General features: G+C 34.2%; 19 protein-coding genes and 10 pseudogenes. 4 read left to right on the top strand and 25 right to left on the bottom strand.

Going from position 1 to position 18212, the window contains the following annotated elements; all coding sequences use genetic code 11:
• The 22 genes and pseudogenes from C9E89_RS19785 to C9E89_RS19895 all read right to left on the bottom strand — a co-directional run.
• The coding region (locus tag C9E89_RS19785) for a hypothetical protein (protein WP_147305735.1) at positions 1 to 397 on the bottom strand (397 nt) is incomplete at its 3' end.
• Between the two features lie 75 nt (positions 398 to 472).
• Positions 473 to 682 carry a hypothetical protein gene (locus C9E89_RS19790; protein ID WP_107009942.1) on the bottom strand — a complete coding sequence of 70 codons (210 nt, stop codon included), beginning with the start codon at positions 680 to 682 and terminating at the stop codon, positions 473 to 475.
• A gap of 189 nt (positions 683 to 871) precedes the next feature.
• Positions 872 to 1612 (bottom strand): annotated as a pseudogene (locus C9E89_RS23890) (RHS repeat-associated core domain-containing protein); the annotation flags it as partial.
• A 37-nt stretch (positions 1613 to 1649) separates the two neighbouring features.
• On the bottom strand, positions 1650 to 2144 hold the full coding sequence (locus tag C9E89_RS19810) for a hypothetical protein (RefSeq protein ID WP_107009945.1): 495 nt from the start codon (positions 2142 to 2144) through the stop codon (positions 1650 to 1652).
• A gap of 8 nt (positions 2145 to 2152) precedes the next feature.
• Positions 2153 to 2434, bottom strand: a complete 282-nt coding sequence (locus C9E89_RS19815) for a hypothetical protein (RefSeq protein WP_107009946.1) — start codon at positions 2432 to 2434, stop codon at positions 2153 to 2155.
• 94 nt (positions 2435 to 2528) lie between these two features.
• Positions 2529 to 3156, bottom strand: a pseudogene (locus C9E89_RS19820) (RHS repeat-associated core domain-containing protein); the annotation flags it as partial.
• Between the two features lie 226 nt (positions 3157 to 3382).
• Positions 3383 to 3742: a hypothetical protein gene (locus C9E89_RS19825; protein ID WP_107009947.1), complete on the bottom strand. Its 360-nt coding sequence runs from the start codon at positions 3740 to 3742 to the stop codon at positions 3383 to 3385.
• 64 nt (positions 3743 to 3806) lie between these two features.
• A pseudogene (locus C9E89_RS23900) lies at positions 3807 to 4751 on the bottom strand (RHS repeat-associated core domain-containing protein); the annotation flags it as partial.
• Between the two features lie 67 nt (positions 4752 to 4818).
• Positions 4819 to 5274, bottom strand: coding sequence for a hypothetical protein (locus C9E89_RS19835; protein WP_107009949.1), 456 nt, complete (start codon positions 5272 to 5274; stop codon positions 4819 to 4821).
• Positions 5275 to 5279: 5 nt separating this feature from the next.
• The gene (locus C9E89_RS19840; RefSeq protein ID WP_107009950.1) at positions 5280 to 5738 is read right to left on the bottom strand and encodes a hypothetical protein; all 459 of its coding nucleotides are present in this window, start codon (positions 5736 to 5738) and stop codon (positions 5280 to 5282) included.
• Positions 5735 to 6094, bottom strand: coding sequence for an HYD1 signature containing ADP-ribosyltransferase family protein (locus C9E89_RS24055; RefSeq protein ID WP_322887906.1), 360 nt, complete (start codon positions 6092 to 6094; stop codon positions 5735 to 5737). The genes C9E89_RS19840 and C9E89_RS24055 overlap by 4 nt, the downstream gene beginning before the upstream one ends.
• A gap of 60 nt (positions 6095 to 6154) precedes the next feature.
• Positions 6155 to 6420: pseudogene (locus C9E89_RS24060) on the bottom strand (RHS repeat-associated core domain-containing protein); the annotation flags it as partial.
• Positions 6411 to 6776, bottom strand: a complete 366-nt coding sequence (locus C9E89_RS19850) for a hypothetical protein (RefSeq protein ID WP_107009951.1) — start codon at positions 6774 to 6776, stop codon at positions 6411 to 6413. The pseudogene C9E89_RS24060 and the gene C9E89_RS19850, both read right to left, overlap by 10 nt.
• Positions 6761 to 7087, bottom strand: a complete 327-nt coding sequence (locus C9E89_RS19855) for a hypothetical protein (RefSeq protein WP_147305736.1) — start codon at positions 7085 to 7087, stop codon at positions 6761 to 6763. The genes C9E89_RS19850 and C9E89_RS19855 overlap by 16 nt, the downstream gene beginning before the upstream one ends.
• A gap of 13 nt (positions 7088 to 7100) precedes the next feature.
• A complete protein-coding gene (locus C9E89_RS23355) occupies positions 7101 to 7466 on the bottom strand; it encodes a hypothetical protein (protein WP_171405182.1) in 366 nt (121 codons plus the stop codon).
• Positions 7467 to 7487: 21 nt separating this feature from the next.
• Positions 7488 to 8187: pseudogene (locus C9E89_RS23905) on the bottom strand (RHS repeat-associated core domain-containing protein); the annotation flags it as partial.
• Between the two features lie 87 nt (positions 8188 to 8274).
• Positions 8275 to 8862 (bottom strand): hypothetical protein, encoded by a 588-nt coding sequence (locus tag C9E89_RS19870; RefSeq protein WP_107009954.1) that lies wholly within the window; start codon positions 8860 to 8862, stop codon positions 8275 to 8277.
• 366 nt (positions 8863 to 9228) lie between these two features.
• A pseudogene (locus tag C9E89_RS23910) lies at positions 9229 to 9573 on the bottom strand (RHS repeat-associated core domain-containing protein); the annotation flags it as partial.
• Between the two features lie 32 nt (positions 9574 to 9605).
• Complete coding sequence (locus tag C9E89_RS19885; protein WP_107009956.1) at positions 9606 to 10064, bottom strand: hypothetical protein; 459 nt, start codon at positions 10062 to 10064, stop codon at positions 9606 to 9608.
• Positions 10058 to 10210, bottom strand: coding sequence for a hypothetical protein (locus tag C9E89_RS23365; RefSeq protein ID WP_171405184.1), 153 nt, complete (start codon positions 10208 to 10210; stop codon positions 10058 to 10060). The genes C9E89_RS19885 and C9E89_RS23365 overlap by 7 nt, the downstream gene beginning before the upstream one ends.
• A gap of 107 nt (positions 10211 to 10317) precedes the next feature.
• Positions 10318 to 11358, bottom strand: a pseudogene (locus C9E89_RS19890) (RHS repeat-associated core domain-containing protein); the annotation flags it as partial.
• A 400-nt stretch (positions 11359 to 11758) separates the two neighbouring features.
• Positions 11759 to 12403 (bottom strand): GAD-like domain-containing protein, encoded by a 645-nt coding sequence (locus C9E89_RS19895; RefSeq protein WP_228199078.1) that lies wholly within the window; start codon positions 12401 to 12403, stop codon positions 11759 to 11761.
• 89 nt (positions 12404 to 12492) lie between these two features.
• On the opposite strand from C9E89_RS19895, the pseudogene C9E89_RS19900 reads away from it, so the two are divergent.
• Positions 12493 to 13210: pseudogene (locus tag C9E89_RS19900) on the top strand (IS6 family transposase).
• Positions 13211 to 13605: 395 nt separating this feature from the next.
• Here C9E89_RS19900 and C9E89_RS19905 read toward each other — a convergent pair.
• Positions 13606 to 14304, bottom strand: a pseudogene (locus C9E89_RS19905) (acetyl-CoA hydrolase/transferase C-terminal domain-containing protein); the annotation flags it as partial.
• A 58-nt stretch (positions 14305 to 14362) separates the two neighbouring features.
• On the opposite strand from C9E89_RS19905, the gene C9E89_RS24175 reads away from it, so the two are divergent.
• On the top strand, positions 14363 to 14479 hold the full coding sequence (locus C9E89_RS24175) for a 4Fe-4S dicluster domain-containing protein (RefSeq protein ID WP_107009959.1): 117 nt from the start codon (positions 14363 to 14365) through the stop codon (positions 14477 to 14479).
• A 125-nt stretch (positions 14480 to 14604) separates the two neighbouring features.
• Here C9E89_RS24175 and C9E89_RS19915 read toward each other — a convergent pair whose 3' ends face one another.
• Both C9E89_RS19915 and C9E89_RS19920 read right to left on the bottom strand, forming a co-directional pair.
• On the bottom strand, positions 14605 to 15033 hold the full coding sequence (locus C9E89_RS19915; RefSeq protein ID WP_107009960.1) for a carboxymuconolactone decarboxylase family protein: 429 nt from the start codon (positions 15031 to 15033) through the stop codon (positions 14605 to 14607).
• Between the two features lie 125 nt (positions 15034 to 15158).
• Positions 15159 to 16052 (bottom strand): LysR family transcriptional regulator, encoded by an 894-nt coding sequence (locus C9E89_RS19920; RefSeq protein ID WP_107009963.1) that lies wholly within the window; start codon positions 16050 to 16052, stop codon positions 15159 to 15161.
• Between the two features lie 148 nt (positions 16053 to 16200).
• Here C9E89_RS19920 and C9E89_RS19925 point away from each other — a divergent pair, with 148 nt between their 5' ends.
• Positions 16201 to 17034, top strand: a complete 834-nt coding sequence (locus C9E89_RS19925; RefSeq protein ID WP_107009961.1) for an NAD(P)-dependent oxidoreductase — start codon at positions 16201 to 16203, stop codon at positions 17032 to 17034.
• Between the two features lie 577 nt (positions 17035 to 17611).
• Positions 17612 to 18190, top strand: a pseudogene (gene repM, locus C9E89_RS19930) (replication initiation protein RepM); the annotation flags it as partial.
• Between the last annotated feature and the right edge of the window lie 22 nt (positions 18191 to 18212).

An 18212-nucleotide genomic window follows, 5' to 3' on the forward strand; every position in this document is an offset into this window, starting at 1 on the left:
CAAAACCAACATCTTTACCAGAGAAATCATATGCATTTATTATAAAATTATCATCATAAATAAAAACTCTAAAAAATATTTCAAACCCATCTCCAACCATTATAATATCAAAATTCTCATTTTTATTTACACTACTATAAATGTCTGGAATTTGATCTAAAAATTTATAAAATATATATTCATAATTTTTTAAATCCATGCCACAGATCTTAAAATTTACTTTAAAATTATGACTTTCTATAAGTTTTTCAACTATATAAAAGTTCATGAGCTGTAAATAAATATACTGATCAAAACTCTCTCCCTCATCAATACTACTTTCTAAGACTTGTTCCAACAATAAATCTTGGTCTTCTTTTGACATTAATGTTGAGTTACATTTTATACTCATTAACATATTTAAAATCCCAGTAAAATGAAGTTATAACCCATCAGTTATAATTCATAAAAAATAGTAAAATTAATATAAAATCTATGGAATTGGATATGCAACATCGATACAATTTTTACCATTAACATTTGGTGCTTTTTCTAAAACCACCCTCATTTTTGTAGCTGTTTGAATTGATCCATCAGCCCTAATAATTTCTCCAACACCTTGCGGAATTGAAACCTCAATTGGAATTACTTTGCCAACACTATCAACAGTTGCTTTACGTCCCCTATAAGGTGCTAATAACATTGCTGCTACATTGTTATCTAACCATCAACCTTGATTTGGATTTGTATTTTTTGCTCTACTAACCATTGAAGCTCTAGACTTTTGCTGCCCATGCTGTAAAAAAGAATGTCCAAATTGTTTAGTACTTTTAGCATTGATTAAAGCAGTGCAAGGATCTTCCTCCTCACAACAATCTTTCTTCTTTGGAGTTCCTAGAGGAACAATCCACTCTACAAGATTTGGCGCATAAGCAAAAGTATTCAATCCACCCAACAACCCAATCGGATCTTTACTTATAAATCGTCCTACATAAGGCGAATAATATCTGTATCTGTTGTAATGCAAACCTGTTTCTTGGTCGTAGTATTGCCCTTGAAAACGGAGACTGTTTGTAATAATTTCTGAGTCCCAAATATCTTGTTTGGTATGGTTTTCAGTTTTACCACTCGAGCAAAGCTCTCGTCTTGCGCTCGGGAAAAACCTTGTTTTTCTTTTCCTCGCCCACCCATTCCTTATAATTCGCTGTCCAAACAATTGCCCCTGTTTGGTCACTCATTTCCTGTGGTGTACCTAAGTGGTCACAGTGGTAGAACCACACTCGGTCGAATGCGTTGGCTTTTTGTTCTGTATGCCACAGTGGGTCTTTGTCATAATCGTATTGGTTTGTCCACTGTGGCGTTTGATGCTGATTAATCTGTTGGCGGTAGGTCGCTTGAATTAGGGGAACAAAGCTGCCATTTTCATAAACATAGTGTTTGGTGTAGAGGTTGGTGTCTCATACGCCATGGCATCACCATCCCAACCATATTGCGTGGTTTCGGTATAGTGACTGTGTCCTGCTTGAATGTGTTGTTTAGATTTCTCTATACATCGACCCAATGCATCGTATCTATAGTGAGTCTCGGCTTTATCGTTCTTACTGCGAACTAGTCTACCCAATGCATCCCACTCAAAATACTGTAAATGCCTACATGATTTATGTATCCCATTACCGATTATCTTTAGCTTCTTCTAAACCTTCTAAAAAATCATCGATACATTCATTTATATCACTATCATTTAATTCTCTAAAAACGTCACAGAAAAATAATGAAGTATTTATATCAATCTCTTTATAAAAATTTAAAATAATATTAACATCGACATAATCATAACTATGTTTTTTCTTAGATATAATATTTTTAACCTCATTAATTAAAATATCTTTTCTTAAACTGTTAAAAATATAACCGACTCGAAAGGACAATCCAATATCCCCAATAAATATATCTACAAGTGGTTCTAATAAATCTATTTGTTGTTCTTCAGATAATTCCTGAGTTAAATAAATTCCAAAAATAACTTCAGAATCATCATCACTACGTAAGCAACGTTCAATTTGATGTTTATAATATTCAAATTTGTAAAAAAAGTATCCTCTCCCTTTAGAAATTTTTTCAAAGTTGCTAAACATTTCATCAAATTTTTCCTGATCTATATTCATCATTCACCTTACTTAATTTTTATCGACTTTTCCCATGGTAAACTTTGCAACCCATTCACAAAATTTTCTGCTGTCATTTGTTCACAAGGCACAATAGTATGGTGAGTTCTATAATGTTTGCCCGGTTTACCATTACTCATTGTTACATCTGAACCATCTGCTATCACACCAAACCCTTCAGGGAGTTCTGTTCCTGCAGGTAGTTTATATATTTGTCCAGTCATTTTCCTTTCTTTGAAAGCATCTGGATCTGCAAATGTTGATGCTCCATCTTTATAACTTTGAACCATGCCTTTGATCAGGTTTTAAATTATAACCATCTATCCTAGGTGCTCTAGGACCAGATGCATTACCACTTGCATAAAGGTCCGTAGGTGTTTTTTGTAATCCATACGGATCCACCCACCCCACAGGATTAGGTGCATAAGCAAAAGTATTCAATCCACCCAACAACCCAATCGGATCTTTAGAAATAAACCGTCCTACATAGGGCGAATAATACCTAAATCGGTTGTAGTGTAAACCCGTCTCTTGGTCGAAGTATTGCCCTTGGAATCTGAGGTTATTGGTGATAATTTCACTGTCCCAAATGTCTCTCTTGGTATGATTCTCCGTTTTACACTCACCCCACGCCTTGTAGTTGGCTGTCCAAACAATCGTACCTGTTTGGTCACTCATTTCCTGTGGTGTACCTAAGTGGTCACAGTGGTAAAACCAGACTCGGTCAAATGAATTAGCCTTTTGTACCGTGTGCCACAGTGGATCTTTGTCGTAATCGTAGCCATGTTCCCACTGTGGTGTCTGATGCTGATTGATTTGTTGTCTGTATGTGGCTTGTATTAAAGGGACAAAACTACCATTTTCATAGACATAGTGTTTGGTGTATTGGTTGCTACTCTCATAAGCGAGTGTATCACCATCCCAACCATATTTGTGTGGTTTCGGTATAGTGACTGCGTCCTGCTTGGATATGCTGTTTAGATTTTTCAATCCGTTGACGTAAGGCTTTATAAGCTCAACACTATTTTTAAATAAATATTTTTATAAATCATAAATTAACCTGTTTGGTATTCCACCGTACAACGGTAGGCAGGAAATGATTGAGCTCAAGCATTTATTATGCTATACAGTATTCAAAACTAAGAGGCTTATATGACCAAACGACACTTCGATTTCCAATTTAAATTGGGAGATTATGTCGCGCTTCAAGTTTTAGCCTGCCCACCGATCACGATTATTTAAATGTTCTTTATATTCAAATAATCAAGTGCAAATTTCCAATTTGCCTCAAATTGCCGTTTATCAATCTTCACACATGAATAATTTGGGGTTTCTTTTGAATACATAGGTCTTTTCTTAATATCTTCTTCAGGATCAAAAACCTCTCCTTCTATTAAAAATGTATTATGCTCATATACCCTTATATCCTCTCCATCTATAAATTTTGCCACACCTAATCCTTTTGAGTAAAAAAAATCAATTTGACGAGAAGCATATAAATCAGGAAAAATCTCTACAAATCTTAAATAAATACTATCGTAGATAACTTTTGGATCATATTCATGATAATCATCATTCATAAACATAAAATACATCATGGACAACTACTCCGACCAAATCCTACTATTCTACCGTGTAAATCCAATGCTTGATCATTAAGTATCACAAAGATATTATTTCTCCCACCTTTCTCAACTTCAAGTCTCGTAGTATCAATAGCAATCCAATTCTGAACTTTTGCAACATGTCTAGGCTGATCTTGTTATATAATGCTTTTGCGATACTTTTATCACTTTGAGATCTTGGAATAATATCTGTCACATATTGTCCATCACCATATCTCGCATCTTTTGGATTATTTGCTTTTAAAGATGGAAAAAGTTTTTGTGATGTCAATATTCCTGCCATACCTGCAGTATCAGTATAATGATAAAATACATTCTTTCCACTAGGTACTGGTGGACAACAAGTACAAACCTTATTTAACCCCAACGGATCAACCCACTCCACAGGATTCGGCGCGTAAGCAAAAGTATTCAGCCCGCCCAACAATCCAATTGGATCTTTACTTATAAACCTCCCTACATACGGTGAATAATACCTGTGTCGGTTGTAATGTAAACTCGTCTCTTGGTCGAAGTATTGCCCTTGAAAACGGATGTTATTGGTAATAATTTCCGAGTCCCAAATATCTCTCTTTGTGTGGTTCTCAGTCTTACACTCACCCCAAGCTTTATACTCCGCTGTCCAAACAATTGCCCCTGTTTGGTCACTCATTTCTTGTGGTGTACCTAGGTGGTCACAGTGATAGAACCATACTCGGTCAAAGGGGTTGGCTTTTTGAGCCGTATGCCATAACGGATCTTTGTCGTAATCGTAGCCATGTTCCCAACTTGGCGTTTGGTGCTGATTAATTTGTTGGCGATAAGTCGCTTGAATCAGTGGGACAAAACTGCCATTTTCATAAACGTAATGCTTGGTATATTGGTTTGAGCTTTCGTAAGCAAGCGTATCGCCATCCCAGCCGTATTGTGTGGTTTCGGTGTAATGGTTTCTACCTGCTTGGCTATGCTGTTTCTGTTTTTCAATCCGTTGACTTAAAGCATCCTGTCCCAAATATAAAGTTTATCTAACTTTATATTTTCAACTTTTACTTAATAAAGATTTACTATAGTTATTCATCTTCAAATATTTTTAAAAAAATCTTAGAAATTTGATTGGAAAAATCATTATCCTCAACAGGCGCAGGCAGAGTTAAACAATATTCATAAATATTTTTTGGAAAAACATAATAATAAGGGTTTGTTATATTTGAAATATAAAATTTATTTTTATTATACTCCAATTTAATTGCACGAGTTTGAAGATCAATTACATCAAAAAAATTATATGAGAGTTCAAACGCACCTTCATTATTATTATTTAAGACAAAGAGGTTTTCTTCCCAATAGTCATACATTTCATTGGAATTAAAATATATATTTCCATTAAAACTTTCTTCCACACCCTCACTTTCCTTCCACATAAAGTCACTTCTATATTTCTTTAAATAATCATGAAATTTTTCATATACAAACTCAGGTGGTAACTCTGAAACTGCAAATACACAATATCCAAATAGCCAAGTCATTTATACTACCTCTTTAGCCCTGTTTCACATTTGAATATACTTAAAAATAGGTTTGATAATTTTTCTGAAAATTCACAATAGGCTATAGCTTCAGGTAAAACTAATGCATATTCATAAATATTTTTTTGAAAAATATAATAATTCGGATTAGCATAATTACCACTAGGGTAATCAGTTCCTGGATAAAGTGATTCTAATAATCTCGTTTGCATATTTATTCTTTCAAAAAATTGATATGTTATAAGAAAAGCCGCTTCTCCATCTTTATTTAATGTAAACACATGATCTAACCATAACTCATACATTTCTTGATCTTTAAAATATAATTTTCCTATTGCCGTTGGGTTGAAATTAGTATTTTGCACAGTAAAAACTTTCCATAACTCTTTTAATAAAATTTCAAACTGCTCAAAAACAAATTCTGGTTTTAGTTTTGAAACTGCAAATACACTACATCCTATCATTGCTCATTCCATGTTGGTATTACTGTTGGACCTTTAGATATCATATCGCTTGAATCTATTTCTAAATCTGAAGGACTATATGTTACATGAGTTCTTCCACTATTTTTTACCGTTTTAAGTTTGCATTCATCAACTTTAAAATGAAAATAATATTCGACTTTATCTGATGTAACCCCTAATGAACTTTTTATTCCTCCTGCCCCTTTAGCCCTCATATCACCAATTGATAGAGGTGTTAAATAAACACCAACAGGATGTATACCGTTAGGCTTAGATACTTTAAAATGGTATTTCTTAGTATTTGAATTAATAGCATTATACCCTGCCTTATTAGTATAGTGATACATTTCAACCATTTTAGGTAATGCGCAAGCTTCTTCTTCATTTCCACTATTTTTTTTCTTATTTGTACCTTTTGGTGATAACCCATATGGATCTATCCAAATAATCGGATTCGGCGCATAAGCAAAAGTATTCAAACCACCAAGTAAACCAATCGGATCTTTAGAAATAAACCGCCCTACATACGGTGAATAATGCCTGTAACTGATGTAATATAAATCTGTTTCTTGATCCTTGCGCTTCAGACTGAGCAATGCTCAGTCTTTGTTCATATAGCTTGGAAACGGATTTTATTGCTAATTATTTCTGAATTTTCAAAGAAGTTTGTCTTCATTTTTTCAGAATTAATACTTTATGAAGGATCCATCCATTTTTTTCTCGTACAAGTTTAGCTAATTCTTCAATATCGTCAGGATCACCTTTAAACTTAATAATACGGTCAATTGCAACGTCACCATCAATCGAAGTTAACACATCACAAATATACTCGAACCTTTCTTCAAAAATGGGGTTAATATCATAATCAATTTTTTTTAAAACGTTAATAAAACTGTCATAATCTTCTTTTCTACTTAATCCTAATTGTATATATTGATTTAGCAAATTTTTAATTTCGTTATTAGTAACTTGATCCTTTAAAACCACTTCCAACAACTTTATATTGAATCTATCAATTATTATTAAGGATTCATCCATTTTTTTTCTCTTACAATTTTAGCTAACTCTTCAACATTATCAGGATCACCTTTAAATTTTAAAATACATGATTTTGAAGTATCACCAGTTAATGCTGTCATAATATCTCCTAAATAATCAAACCTTTCCTCAAAATATGATTGTTCTTTAGTTAAAATTTCATAATAATCTTGAAATATATCCCATATTGCTTTATACATTTCATTTCTATTAATACCTAAATTTATATATTTTAGTATCAGATCATCAACTTGCTCCTCACTAAAGCCCCTGTTTTTAATTAATAAAATTAATTCTTCTTTAAAGCTCATTTTCATATCTCACTTATTTCCAAGGAATAGAGTTTACTTTTGTTTGGAATTCGCCAAAAGTCATATTTTCAGAAGGATAAACTGATACATGGTCACCATGGTCATTAATTGTACTTAATCCTTTTGGTAACGATGACTTGTCAACTGAAGCTAGCACTTGATCGGGTCTAGGTGTTAAAGGAACTTGACTCGTACTTATTCCAGCCATACCCGTATAATCAGGTCCAACCATATCCTTAGCTGAATGTACAGGCGTTGGTGAATCTCTAAAATCCGTGTGTTTAGGATTGCTTGAATCTGTTCTTGCCCCTTTTTGATTCCCATTTGGTGCCCCATCTAAAGGACTATCAATAAAGTTACCATCTTTATCTTTTTTCATTGTTCTATATAAAGTGGATGGACAATTGTTAGTTAAACCTAATGGATCAACCCATCTTATAGGATTCGGCGCATAAGCAAAGGTATTTAATCCACCCAACAACCCAATCGGATCTTTACTTATAAACCGTCCTACATAGGGCGAATAATATCTAAATCTATTATAGTGTAGCCCCGTCTCATCATCATAATACTGACCTTGGAAGCGGATATTATTGGTGATGATTTCAGAATCCCAAATATCTCTTTTTATGTGGTTTTCAGTTTTACCACTCGAGCAAAGCTCTCGTCTTGCGCTTCGGGAAAAACGTTGTTTTTCTTATCCTCGCTCACCCATTCCTTATAATTCGCACTTCAAACAATCGCACCTGTTTGGTCACTCATTTCCTGCGGCGTACCCAAGTGGTCACAGTGGTAGAACCATACTCGGTCAAAAGGGTTGGCTTTTTGTTCTGTGTGCCATAGTGGATTTTTATCATAGTCGTAACCATGTTCCCACACTGGAGTTTGGTGTTGGTTAATCTGTTGTCTGTACGTGGCTTGGATTAAGGGTACAAAGCTTCCACTTTCATAGATATAGTGTTTGGTATAAAGGTTGGTTGACTCATAAGCAAGCGTATCACCATCCCAACCGTATTGTATTGGGTGGGTTTAGTGTAATGACTATGTTCGATATATAGTTTTGACTTTTCTATTTTGATGGAAAATATATCGTATAAGTAACTTTAATTTTAAAATAAATATTATTATAAATCATAAGCTAAACTTTTTATTTTTCCACCGTACGACGGTAGAACAAGGTAATAACATTAAAGTTCTTGAAGCTTTGGAATTGCTCTTTGCAATCCTTTTATTTCATTTATTGTGTCTATTGATAAAGAAAAGGAATTTTCATTATCCTTATATTCATATATATTTTTCCTAATCATATTAATTATTAATTCAATTGAATCTGAGTAATAAAGATCTAAATCCTCTCTTTTATTATTATTCCTTATTTCAATACTATAAGCTATTTCACTCCCATTCATCACTCGGTTAAAACGCTTTTCCTCCATTATTTTATTATCTTTGAGATCCTTCACTAAAATAGAAAAAATTTCTTTTCTTAATCCAATATCATCATTTACAATATATTTGACTTGATATATATAGCATAAACAGCTCCATTGAGTTGAATTTTTACGATTAAAATCACTAAATTCAAAACTATCTAAAAACTCCTTGAATACAAAAAAATTATCAAACTCTTGCACAAATAGGTTATAAACCAATCTAACTAGTTCTAAACTTTTGTCAGTATCATTTATATCAAAATTATTAGCCAATGACTCAAAATATTCGTATTGATAATTATATTTTAAAAATTCTTTTAAAAGCTCTAAATTGATAGCCATATTACACCTCTATTTTACAAAAATTTTAATTTTGTTATCTGGTTGAACTCCTGCACCATGCAGCCCCATCGAATAGATGAGCCTGCACCTTGATTATCAGATGGGTCTATATACTTTACACTAGATCCATCTCTTCCCTCCTTAAACATTGCCATTGGCCATTCCTTTCTTACACGGAATACCTTTCAATGCGGCTCTTCGTCTTGCTTCAGCACCTACTGGTGCATAAGTTACTATTGAGGCTTTGCCTTTCTTTATTATTGCTTCCTTAATATGACCAGCAGTTTCAGGATAGACTTTACTATCCAATGTTAAGTAATAGTCAAATGGAGAGTTTGTTGGCGCAGGCTTCACAGTTACTCCTTTTAAACCTAATGGGTCAATCCAAACTGTCGGACTTGTCATATACTGATAAAAATTAAGCCCACCAAGTAAATCAATTGGATCTTTACTTATAAACCTCCCTACATACGGTGAATAATACCTAAATCTATTATAGTGAAGTCCAGTTTCTTGGTCGAAATATTGCCCCTGAAATCTCAGGTTATTGGTAATAATTTCCGAGTCCCAAATATCTTGTTTAGTATGATTTTCCGTCTTACATTCACCCCAAGCCTTATAATTCGCACTCCAAACAATAACCCCAGTTTAGTCACTCATTTCCTGTGGTGTACTTAGATGGTCACAGTGGTAGAACCATACTCTATCAAATGAATTAGGTTATTGCGTGGTGTGCCACAATTCTAAATTATTTCATAAAATACAAGTTTTTTTTCTTTACTTACCTGATCTAAAATATTTTTTGAAGGATAACCAAGTTTATAAAAATAACTCATTGCATTTTCAACATCTTGTCTAGTGACATAGGATATATTTATTTCACCTAATAAATACACCCAATTTCCATCATTATTTGCTTCAAAGATAGTATACCTATTTTTTTCAATATTATTTACCGCTCTACATTCTAATAAAGTTGCATCCCCATCAACTCCCCACCAAATATCTACCGATTGGCACATTTCTTTAGATAAGCCATATTCTTGTATTTGCTTACTATCATCAGCAAAAATATGTATTGGTAAATATTTCCAACCATATAATTTATGTTCTAATATTTCATCATGATTATATTGACATCTTTTAACAAAATTTAAGTTTCGTTTTTTCTTTCCTAAAAGATAATTTTTACTGCTTAACATTTTTTTGAAACCCTTCCCGAATTAACAACATGTTCACTATCAAAAGAATCTTTAATTTTCCAATCAGGTAAACCACCTTTTGTTATACCTTTTAATTGTACATTTAAATCAGACGTATCTATATCGATAAAACAATCTGCTGCCAATGCACCTGTTCTACCTTTTATTCTATCTGGATTACAAGGTTTAACCGAAACTAATGTTGCACTAATTCCACCTCAAAGTAGGTGTCTTGTCTCTGGTGCTGTGTCCCGTGATTTTGGTTGTGTGTTTTGTTTGGATTAATGATATTGCTTGCAGGGTCAAAGGCAAAGGTTTCTTGTCCTAGTGCGCTATTGGCTTGGAGTAAGCGTCCAACTGGGTCGTATTTGTATTCGATATATCCACGTCGTTTGTCATGGATATCGGTCAGTTGTCCGACTTTGTCATAGTGATATAAACGTTTGAGTAAGGCTTTGGTTTGATTTTGAGCGTTGTTTTGAGTTTGGTTTTGCTGTGTATTTTGATTGGCGGTATAGCCTGCTTCATTGTCCTGTTCGATATTTTGTAAAATCAAACGCCCCACTTGGTCGTATTGCTGTTGTTGGCTCAGTCCATTGGCATAGTGGCGTTCAATTTCTCGATGCAAATCATCTCGTTTAAAACTGACTGTGTCTTCGCCATTTAACGCTAAACCATAGACGTGTCCACTACCATAAAGGAGCCAGTCGACTTTTTGTCCATCGGGGCGGTGAGTGGTGGTACGGTTATTCAGCTCATCGTAAAGGTGTTGCCATACTGCGGTACGTTGGGTCTTGATGTCATGATGATGTTCATGACTGAGGTTGCCCACTTCGTTATAGAAGAATTGTGCGCGACTGTTGTGGTTTTTGGCTTGAATCAATTGTCCATTGCCATCATAGGCAAATTCTTCACTGATTGCATGTTCTAAGCGTTGTAGGGCATTTTCAGCATTGAGTTCTTCGCTATCTTCGTCCTGTTCAAGTAACAATTTTTCAATGCTGTGGCTAAAGCCTGCGGTACGTTGGGTTAGGCGTCCCATCGCATCAAATTCAAAGGCTTGGATACGGTGTTTAGGTTGATGCCCTTGAGTGGCTTTGGCCAGTTCGATACTGCGCTGTAATTCACCCGAAGTATCTGAATAGTGGTAAACCGTTTCTTTACCATCAAAGTCGACTTCTTTGGTCAGACGTCCCATGACATCGTAATGGAAATAGTAACTTGCGCCATTTTCATTGCTGAGTTTGGTGAGTCGTCCCAATTTGTCCCAATGATATTTAAGGGTTTGCTGCATCGCATCGGTACGTTTACTGATACGTCCCGCCACATCGTATTCGTATTGGGTACGTTGCCCTTTTGGATCAATATGGACTAAGAGCCGTCCTTCAGCATCATGGATAAAGTGTTCTGTTGCACCATCAGCATGGATAATTTTTTCTAGTTGCCCAATTGCATTTAAAGATAAATCTTTGGCTATTGGTGTTTGTGGGATAGTGCCAAGTTCGGTATAGACGTATTCAGTCGTTTCACCCAAAGCATTGGCGGTTTGTTTTAAGCGTCCACGTGCATCATATTGCCAGTGCGTAGCTTTGCCTGAACAGTCAATGTATTGGGTGAAAATCTATCACATCAAAACTTAAATTTGATGTGATAGTCAGTTTTTAAATACTTAATTTATCAATTAAATCTACTATTTAAAAATCAGGTTGATAAATGACAGTCTCATTTAACTCAGCCAACATATTTAAATGCATCTGAATCGGAACTTTTTGTAAATTGTCTAATTCCATTAATCCCCCCAATGCAATTGCAGGAACAAAACCATACATTTCAAAGGCTCTCAGTCGTCCTAATTTTTGCTTTGCTCGATCAAAAAGAAATTTGTTTTTCTCATCTTTTAAATCACAACCTTCTTTCTCTTTACTTGAAAAGAAGATATCTAGATCAAAATCAGGATCAAAATTCGTTTGCTCTAAAATTCTAGGGAACACTAAGTTCAACATTGGACTAATAGTACAAAATCTCCCTGAATTTTTCGCCCATACATATAAATCACCAAAAGCTGTTCTTGCAATGACAAAAAGTTCATCTTGATCCAATAAATCTGTTTGTGCGAGAAATTGATGTAATAAATCATCATAATCAGCAGGATTCACCGTCCAAAAAAGACCCTCTCCCCAACCACAAAAACCATACTTCCTCCAATAGTGAAGCAATTGATTTGGAAGTTTATTTTTATATTTTTCAAATATCTCATCGCTCACTGGCATACAATCAAACGCTGGACCAAATCCCATTTCATGAAAAAAATAAGAAAAATCTTCACTCATGTCATTCATATTCAATTTCCTTTCTCATCATCTACTCATAGTGGTTCTGTCGCATTAAGGCGATCTTCAGCTACTATTGAATTTTGTAGGAGCTGAATATGTCATTGATCCAAGATGCTTTTAAACGATTACATTACCCTAGTGATGTAATTGCTCAATGTATTCGATGGTATCTGACTTATTCACTAAGTTTACGTGATTTAGAAGAAATGATGGCAGAACGTGGCATTCAAGTAGATCACTCAACGATACATCGTTGGATCATCCATCTTGTTCCAATCATCAGTAAAAAAATGGCTCGATGCAAGAAATTAGTTAATCAGTTAATCAGTTAATCAGTTTTGGCATATTGATGAGACCTATATCAAAATTAAAGGACAATGGCATTACTTATATAGAGCTATTGATTCAAATGGAAAAACAGTCGATTTTTTACTAACAAAACACTGTGATACCAAAGCTGCCCATCGGTTCTTTAAAAATACAATCAGTCAACATGCTTGCCCTATTCGTGTGACAATGGATAAAAGTGGAGCAAATAAAAAAGCAGTTGAAAGCTTTAATGTTGGATTTACTCGTTTTACACCGATTACAATTCGGCAAAATAAATATTTAAATAATCGAATTGAACAAGATCATCGTTTTATTAAAAAGAGAGTGCGAGCAATGTTGTGTTTGCAAACTTTTCACACAGCTAAAATTATGTTGGCTGGAATAGAATTGATGCATATGATTCATAAAGAACAGTTTAATTTTTCAAGTGGAAAATCGACTTCTATAGGATCATTTTATCAATTGATTTTATTTAATTATTAAAAAATATTGGGTAAAATTCCTCTCTATCTATTGATGTATTCTAACATTTGATATTTTCTAGAACTACAGCTATTTAATACAATTAATAGAAAATTTAACTTTATATAACAACAATTTATAAAAAACTCCATATAAAATTCAAAAAAACTCAAATGTGTAGCAACTTGCTTCACTTTTTTAAATTATTTTATTGATAAAAATGTCATAAATTTTTCAATCATTGTTTATTTTAACAAAGACAGCCTATATTTTATAATCATAACATTAAAAGTGGTAAGCTCATGACTTACCACTTAATATCATTACATCTGATGTTCAACCTGAAATTCCACTGCATGAACCCTATCGTTAAATTCTATTTTTTTCATGCTACCTTTATTTAAATAAAGTTGATGCTAAGACAACGCTTCACCAATCAAATGCGGTGTATGCCCACCATTTTTTCCAGCACGGATAAAATAATCCATCAATTGAGTCCGATATTCAGGATGTACACTATTCTGAATAATTTCAACTGCACGCTCACGTGGTGATAAACTGCGTAAATCAGTCAAACCTTGTTCAGTCACTAAAATATCGACATCATGTTCAGTATGATCTACATGACTAACCATCGGTACGACTGACGAAATATCACCATTTTTGGCAACAGACTTACTCACAAAAATCGTCAGATGTGCATTTCTTGAATAATCCGCTGATCCACCAATGCCATTCATGATTTTACTCCCCATGACATGTGAAGAATTCACATTGCCATATATATCAAACTCAATGGCAGTATTGATTGCAATAACACCTAAACAGCGAATTAACTCTGGATGATTAGAAACATCTTGCGGTCTGAAAATCACTTTATCTTTATATTTTTCAAAATTTTGTAAAACTGTTGCACCATACTGATCCGATAAAGTCATGCCACAAGCTGAAGCAAATGTCATTTTTCCACTATCAATCAATTTAAATACACAATCCTGTAAAATTTCAGAATACATTTCCAAATTTTCAAAATTAGAATGCGCTAAACTTGTAAATACAGCATTACAAATAGAGCCAACACCTGATTGCAAAGGACCGAGATTTTTGGGTAAATTGTGATCTGATTTCCCATTATTTATATGGCAAATCAGTCTGTGTACCTAAAGATCATTGATGCTTCTATGTAAGATCTGTGACATTAAAGATTTTTCTCAGAATATCATCTGGATAACGCCTAAAGGCGGTGGTGATCAAACTATCCAAATATGTAATCAGTATCCAAATATATGATTGGATGGTTTGCGTAATTAATACGCTTACCCATTGAGTGTTGTTATGAATAACACTTCATTTTTAATTATTTAGGTAAACCTAGTTTCCAAGGAAGCTAAGTTTAATAAAAATCAAATTAACACTTAACTTTTAGCTGCAACCTGTACTTGATCTAACTCAATTCCACGTTGAATCAATACTTTTTTAATGATCGCCAATGCATTCAACACACGAGGAAAACCAATGTATGGAATCGTATGCACCACAGTTTCAATAATTTGATTAGGTTCCAAGCCTGCGGTTAATGCAGTATTTACATGCAATTCGAACTGCGGCTCAGTTCCAAGGGTTACCAACGAAGCCAAAGTTACCATGGCACGTTGTTTATTGTCTAAACCTTCTCGTGTATAAATTTCACCATATGCAAAACCGACAATATAATCATCCAATCCAGGCGCAAGCGCATTCAACTGTTCAGAAATTTGCGTATGTGTTGGAATACCTGCAATTTCAGTATTGGTAAATTCCATCATTTTTGCAAAGCCACGTTGATAAGATTCGCTTTTTTTCATGTTGATCACCTTCGTATATTAACGCAATGGATTTACTATACCCCCGCTACAACCATTCGTAAAATACATGATTTTCATCATTATCATGCATTTTATTCATAATAGATTATTCATAACAATGTCGTTTAAGTTTTTACCGTTACAGATAACTCATGAATAAAGTTGAAAAATTCTTTTACAGCATAAGATTTATATTTATCTTTTTTAGATACAAATCCCAGTTTCCATGGAAAAACAGGATTAATGATACGAATTGGTTTGATTTTAGTACGATCAATGCGATCAATCACAGGGCGCGGAAAAATAGAAATCCCTAAATTTTCCCCAATCAATCCACTCATAAATTCCCATTCAGAACATTCGTAGGCAATTTTAGGATGAAAACCTGCACGTATACACTCATGAATAATTTTATCATGCAAGGCAAAGCCCTGTTTAAAAACAATAAATCTTTCATGACTTAATTGTTTGATTTCAATTTCATCATATTGCGCCAAAGGATTGTCATGACTAACAAAGAGCATTAACTCCTCATCAATAAAAGGAATAACATCAAACTCCTCTTCATCCACAGGTAAAATCACGATACCCAAATCCAACAACCCATCCTGAATTTCCTGTTTAATATTTTCTGCACCATCTTCAGATAATTTAATCAGAATCTCTGGATAACGCGCATTGAATTGTTTAATGATTTTTGGAAAAAATAGAAAGCCAATAATCGGCGGAAGCCCAATTTTGATGCTGCCTTTTTCAAGATTCATTAAATCATATAACTGCGTGGACAGTTCATTTAACGCTTCTTTTATTTTTAAGGATTCAATTAAGACAATCTCACCTGCATCTGTCAGCTGAATTTTTTTAGATGATCGGTCAAACAGCTCTACATTTAATTCAAGCTCCAGACTCTTCACTGCTTTACTTAAAGCAGACTGAGAAATATGAACATAATCAGCAGCTTTGGTGAAACTTTTTAACTGGGCGACAGCAATAAAATAATTGAGGTGTCGGATATCCATGTCAGCATCCCGATTTAAATTATGAATTTTAAGCATCATAATAATGCGAATTATTCACTATTGGAATCTTTAGTTTGAATTTATAATTGTTCCATCAGTTAGATTGATTCTCAATTTAAGCTAAACAAAATGATTAGAGGACACAAAAATGAGTAAGGTAATCAAAAATGTCGGTTTCATTGGTTTAGGCGAAATGGGCGTACCAATGGCAATTAATTTGCAAAAATCGGGTATACAGGTTTATGCCTTCGACTTAAATACAGCCGTTTATGACAAAGTCACTCCAAATGGAATTATTGGTTGTGCTTCCATAGTAGAAATGACTGAGCAATCAGATGCTGTCATTACCATGGTTCGTAATACTGCACAAACTGAAAGCGTTATTTTTGGTGAAAATGGCATCAGCTCGGCTCAGCGTAAAAATATTCCAATTATCATCATGAGCACACTTTCTCCAGACACCATGCACACACTGCAACAACGTGTTGAAGAAGCCGATTTCCAATTGGTCGATGCACCTGTCAGTGGTAGTTTAACAGGCGCTATTGCTGCAACACTGACCATTATGCTAGGCGGTAAAACTGAATTACTTGAACAATGTGCTGATGTTTTCTCAGCGATGGGGAAAAACATTATTCACTTTGGCGAGCAATGTGGTGCAGGTCAAGCAGCCAAATTAACCAATAATCTTGTGCTTGCCAACAATATTATGGGTTGTGCTGAAGCACTGAAATTTGGTCATAAACACAATATTTCTCAGGAAAATATTTTAAAACTGTTAAGTGTCAGCACAGGTGGCAGTTGGGTGGTCGACCATTGGAACAGTGATGTCAGCAACTATAAACCTGAAGCAACTTTAGGAATTATCAAAAAAGATTTAACGGCTGTTCTTGCCGATGCTGAATCGACTCAGTTGAATTTGCCGTTTACTGAACTCAGTAAAGAATTATTATTTGAAACCATGCAGGACGTTGAGCAATAAGTTTTTTTTGATCAGATGAATTTGTGTCTCTATATGAATCAGCGCAAAATATAGATGACACACCTTCTCTGTAACAAACATTCATGTTAATCAATAGCTTGTATATTCTCTAAACAACTTCATTCTTTCAGTTTTTACGGGGGCTAATACAGTTTTATTTTTGGAGGTGTTCTAAATAGTATGCTGCTTATGATGATACTGAAATGAATGAAAAATATTCAAGCACAGCCCCATTTATATTACAAAGTTTGTCCTTCTTTTCGTAGGCGATGCCTTACTTTTTAAGGATAAAAAGTAACAAAAATCCTTTGTTGGACAAAAAGGGAATATCCTATCACCCTTGTCCAACGGCGACATCCATGTCGCCCTGCGATAGCACCACCACGTTAAGCTTTAATTTTGGATAAGATTCTACAAAAATTGCTGTGAAACTGCTCAGCATACTTTTTGAAACATCGCCTTATTTTTAAATTTTCCTCATGATTCGATTCACCATTAAAAAAGCCTACTTATTCTCATATTAAGCAGGCTTTTTTGAAAATTTAAAATATATAGGACTTACGCATTGACAGCATGATTAGATGTTGTACCTCTTATTACACGCTTAGAGCAACAGTTTACTAGCTATCAACTCAAGCAAGTAACACAACTTACAGGAAAGTACGCCATTCGTATTTATGAAATATTAATAGCTTGGCGAGAAGTTGGCAAAACGCCAGTATTTGAAATTTCTGATTTTCGTTCAAAATTAGGCTTAGGTATTGATGATTATCCAAGAATAGATACATTTAAAAGACGTATCTTAGAATCAGCAATTAAACAAATTAATGAACACACAGATATTATTGTAAAGGCAGAACAACATAAAGAAGGACGCTCCATTTATGGTTTTTCATTCTCATTTAAACAAAAAAAATTGACAAAAAAAAAATTAGAAGCAAGTAAAGATCCAGATCCTCTAGAACTTTGCTTAAAAATGACAGATGCTCAGCGTCACTTATTCGCTAATAAGCTTTCAGAACTTCCTGCAATGAGCCAGTATTCTCAAGGTACGGAAACTTACTCACAATTTGCTATACGTATTGCTGAGATGCTAAAAGATCCAAATACCTTTAATGAACTATACCCTTATTTAAAAATGGTTGGCTATCGCTAACTTGATGATGTAACGTTACATG

The sequence above is a fragment of the Acinetobacter sichuanensis genome (genome assembly GCF_003024515.2).
In the GTDB taxonomy this organism is placed as follows: Bacteria; Pseudomonadota; Gammaproteobacteria; order Pseudomonadales; family Moraxellaceae; genus Acinetobacter; species Acinetobacter sichuanensis.

Excerpts from the sequence above, each read along its gene's own strand:
- C9E89_RS24175 (WP_107009959.1), top strand. The coding sequence starts at position 14,363 with ATGCTTCTATGTAAGATCTGTGACATTAAAGATTTTTCTCAGAATATC.
- C9E89_RS19895 (WP_228199078.1), bottom strand. The coding sequence starts at position 12,403 with ATGAATGACATGAGTGAAGATTTTTCTTATTTTTTTCATGAAATGGGA.
- C9E89_RS19850 (WP_107009951.1), bottom strand. The coding sequence starts at position 6,776 with ATGGATGAATCCTTAATAATAATTGATAGATTCAATATAAAGTTGTTG.
- C9E89_RS19825 (WP_107009947.1), bottom strand. The coding sequence starts at position 3,742 with ATGATGTATTTTATGTTTATGAATGATGATTATCATGAATATGATCCA.
- C9E89_RS19835 (WP_107009949.1), bottom strand. The coding sequence starts at position 5,274 with ATGACTTGGCTATTTGGATATTGTGTATTTGCAGTTTCAGAGTTACCA.
- C9E89_RS19885 (WP_107009956.1), bottom strand. The coding sequence starts at position 10,064 with ATGTTAAGCAGTAAAAATTATCTTTTAGGAAAGAAAAAACGAAACTTA.
- C9E89_RS23355 (WP_171405182.1), bottom strand. The coding sequence starts at position 7,466 with ATGAAAAAAGATAAAGATGGTAACTTTATTGATAGTCCTTTAGATGGG.
- C9E89_RS19790 (WP_107009942.1), bottom strand. The coding sequence starts at position 682 with ATGTTATTAGCACCTTATAGGGGACGTAAAGCAACTGTTGATAGTGTT.
- C9E89_RS24055 (WP_322887906.1), bottom strand. The coding sequence starts at position 6,094 with ATGGTTGAAATGTATCACTATACTAATAAGGCAGGGTATAATGCTATT.
- C9E89_RS19920 (WP_107009963.1), bottom strand. The coding sequence starts at position 16,052 with ATGGATATCCGACACCTCAATTATTTTATTGCTGTCGCCCAGTTAAAA.
- C9E89_RS19810 (WP_107009945.1), bottom strand. The coding sequence starts at position 2,144 with ATGAATATAGATCAGGAAAAATTTGATGAAATGTTTAGCAACTTTGAA.
- C9E89_RS19840 (WP_107009950.1), bottom strand. The coding sequence starts at position 5,738 with ATGATAGGATGTAGTGTATTTGCAGTTTCAAAACTAAAACCAGAATTT.
- C9E89_RS19855 (WP_147305736.1), bottom strand. The coding sequence starts at position 7,087 with ATGAGCTTTAAAGAAGAATTAATTTTATTAATTAAAAACAGGGGCTTT.
- C9E89_RS19925 (WP_107009961.1), top strand. The coding sequence starts at position 16,201 with ATGAGTAAGGTAATCAAAAATGTCGGTTTCATTGGTTTAGGCGAAATG.
- C9E89_RS19870 (WP_107009954.1), bottom strand. The coding sequence starts at position 8,862 with ATGGCTATCAATTTAGAGCTTTTAAAAGAATTTTTAAAATATAATTAT.
- C9E89_RS19915 (WP_107009960.1), bottom strand. The coding sequence starts at position 15,033 with ATGAAAAAAAGCGAATCTTATCAACGTGGCTTTGCAAAAATGATGGAA.
- C9E89_RS19815 (WP_107009946.1), bottom strand. The coding sequence starts at position 2,434 with ATGGTTCAAAGTTATAAAGATGGAGCATCAACATTTGCAGATCCAGAT.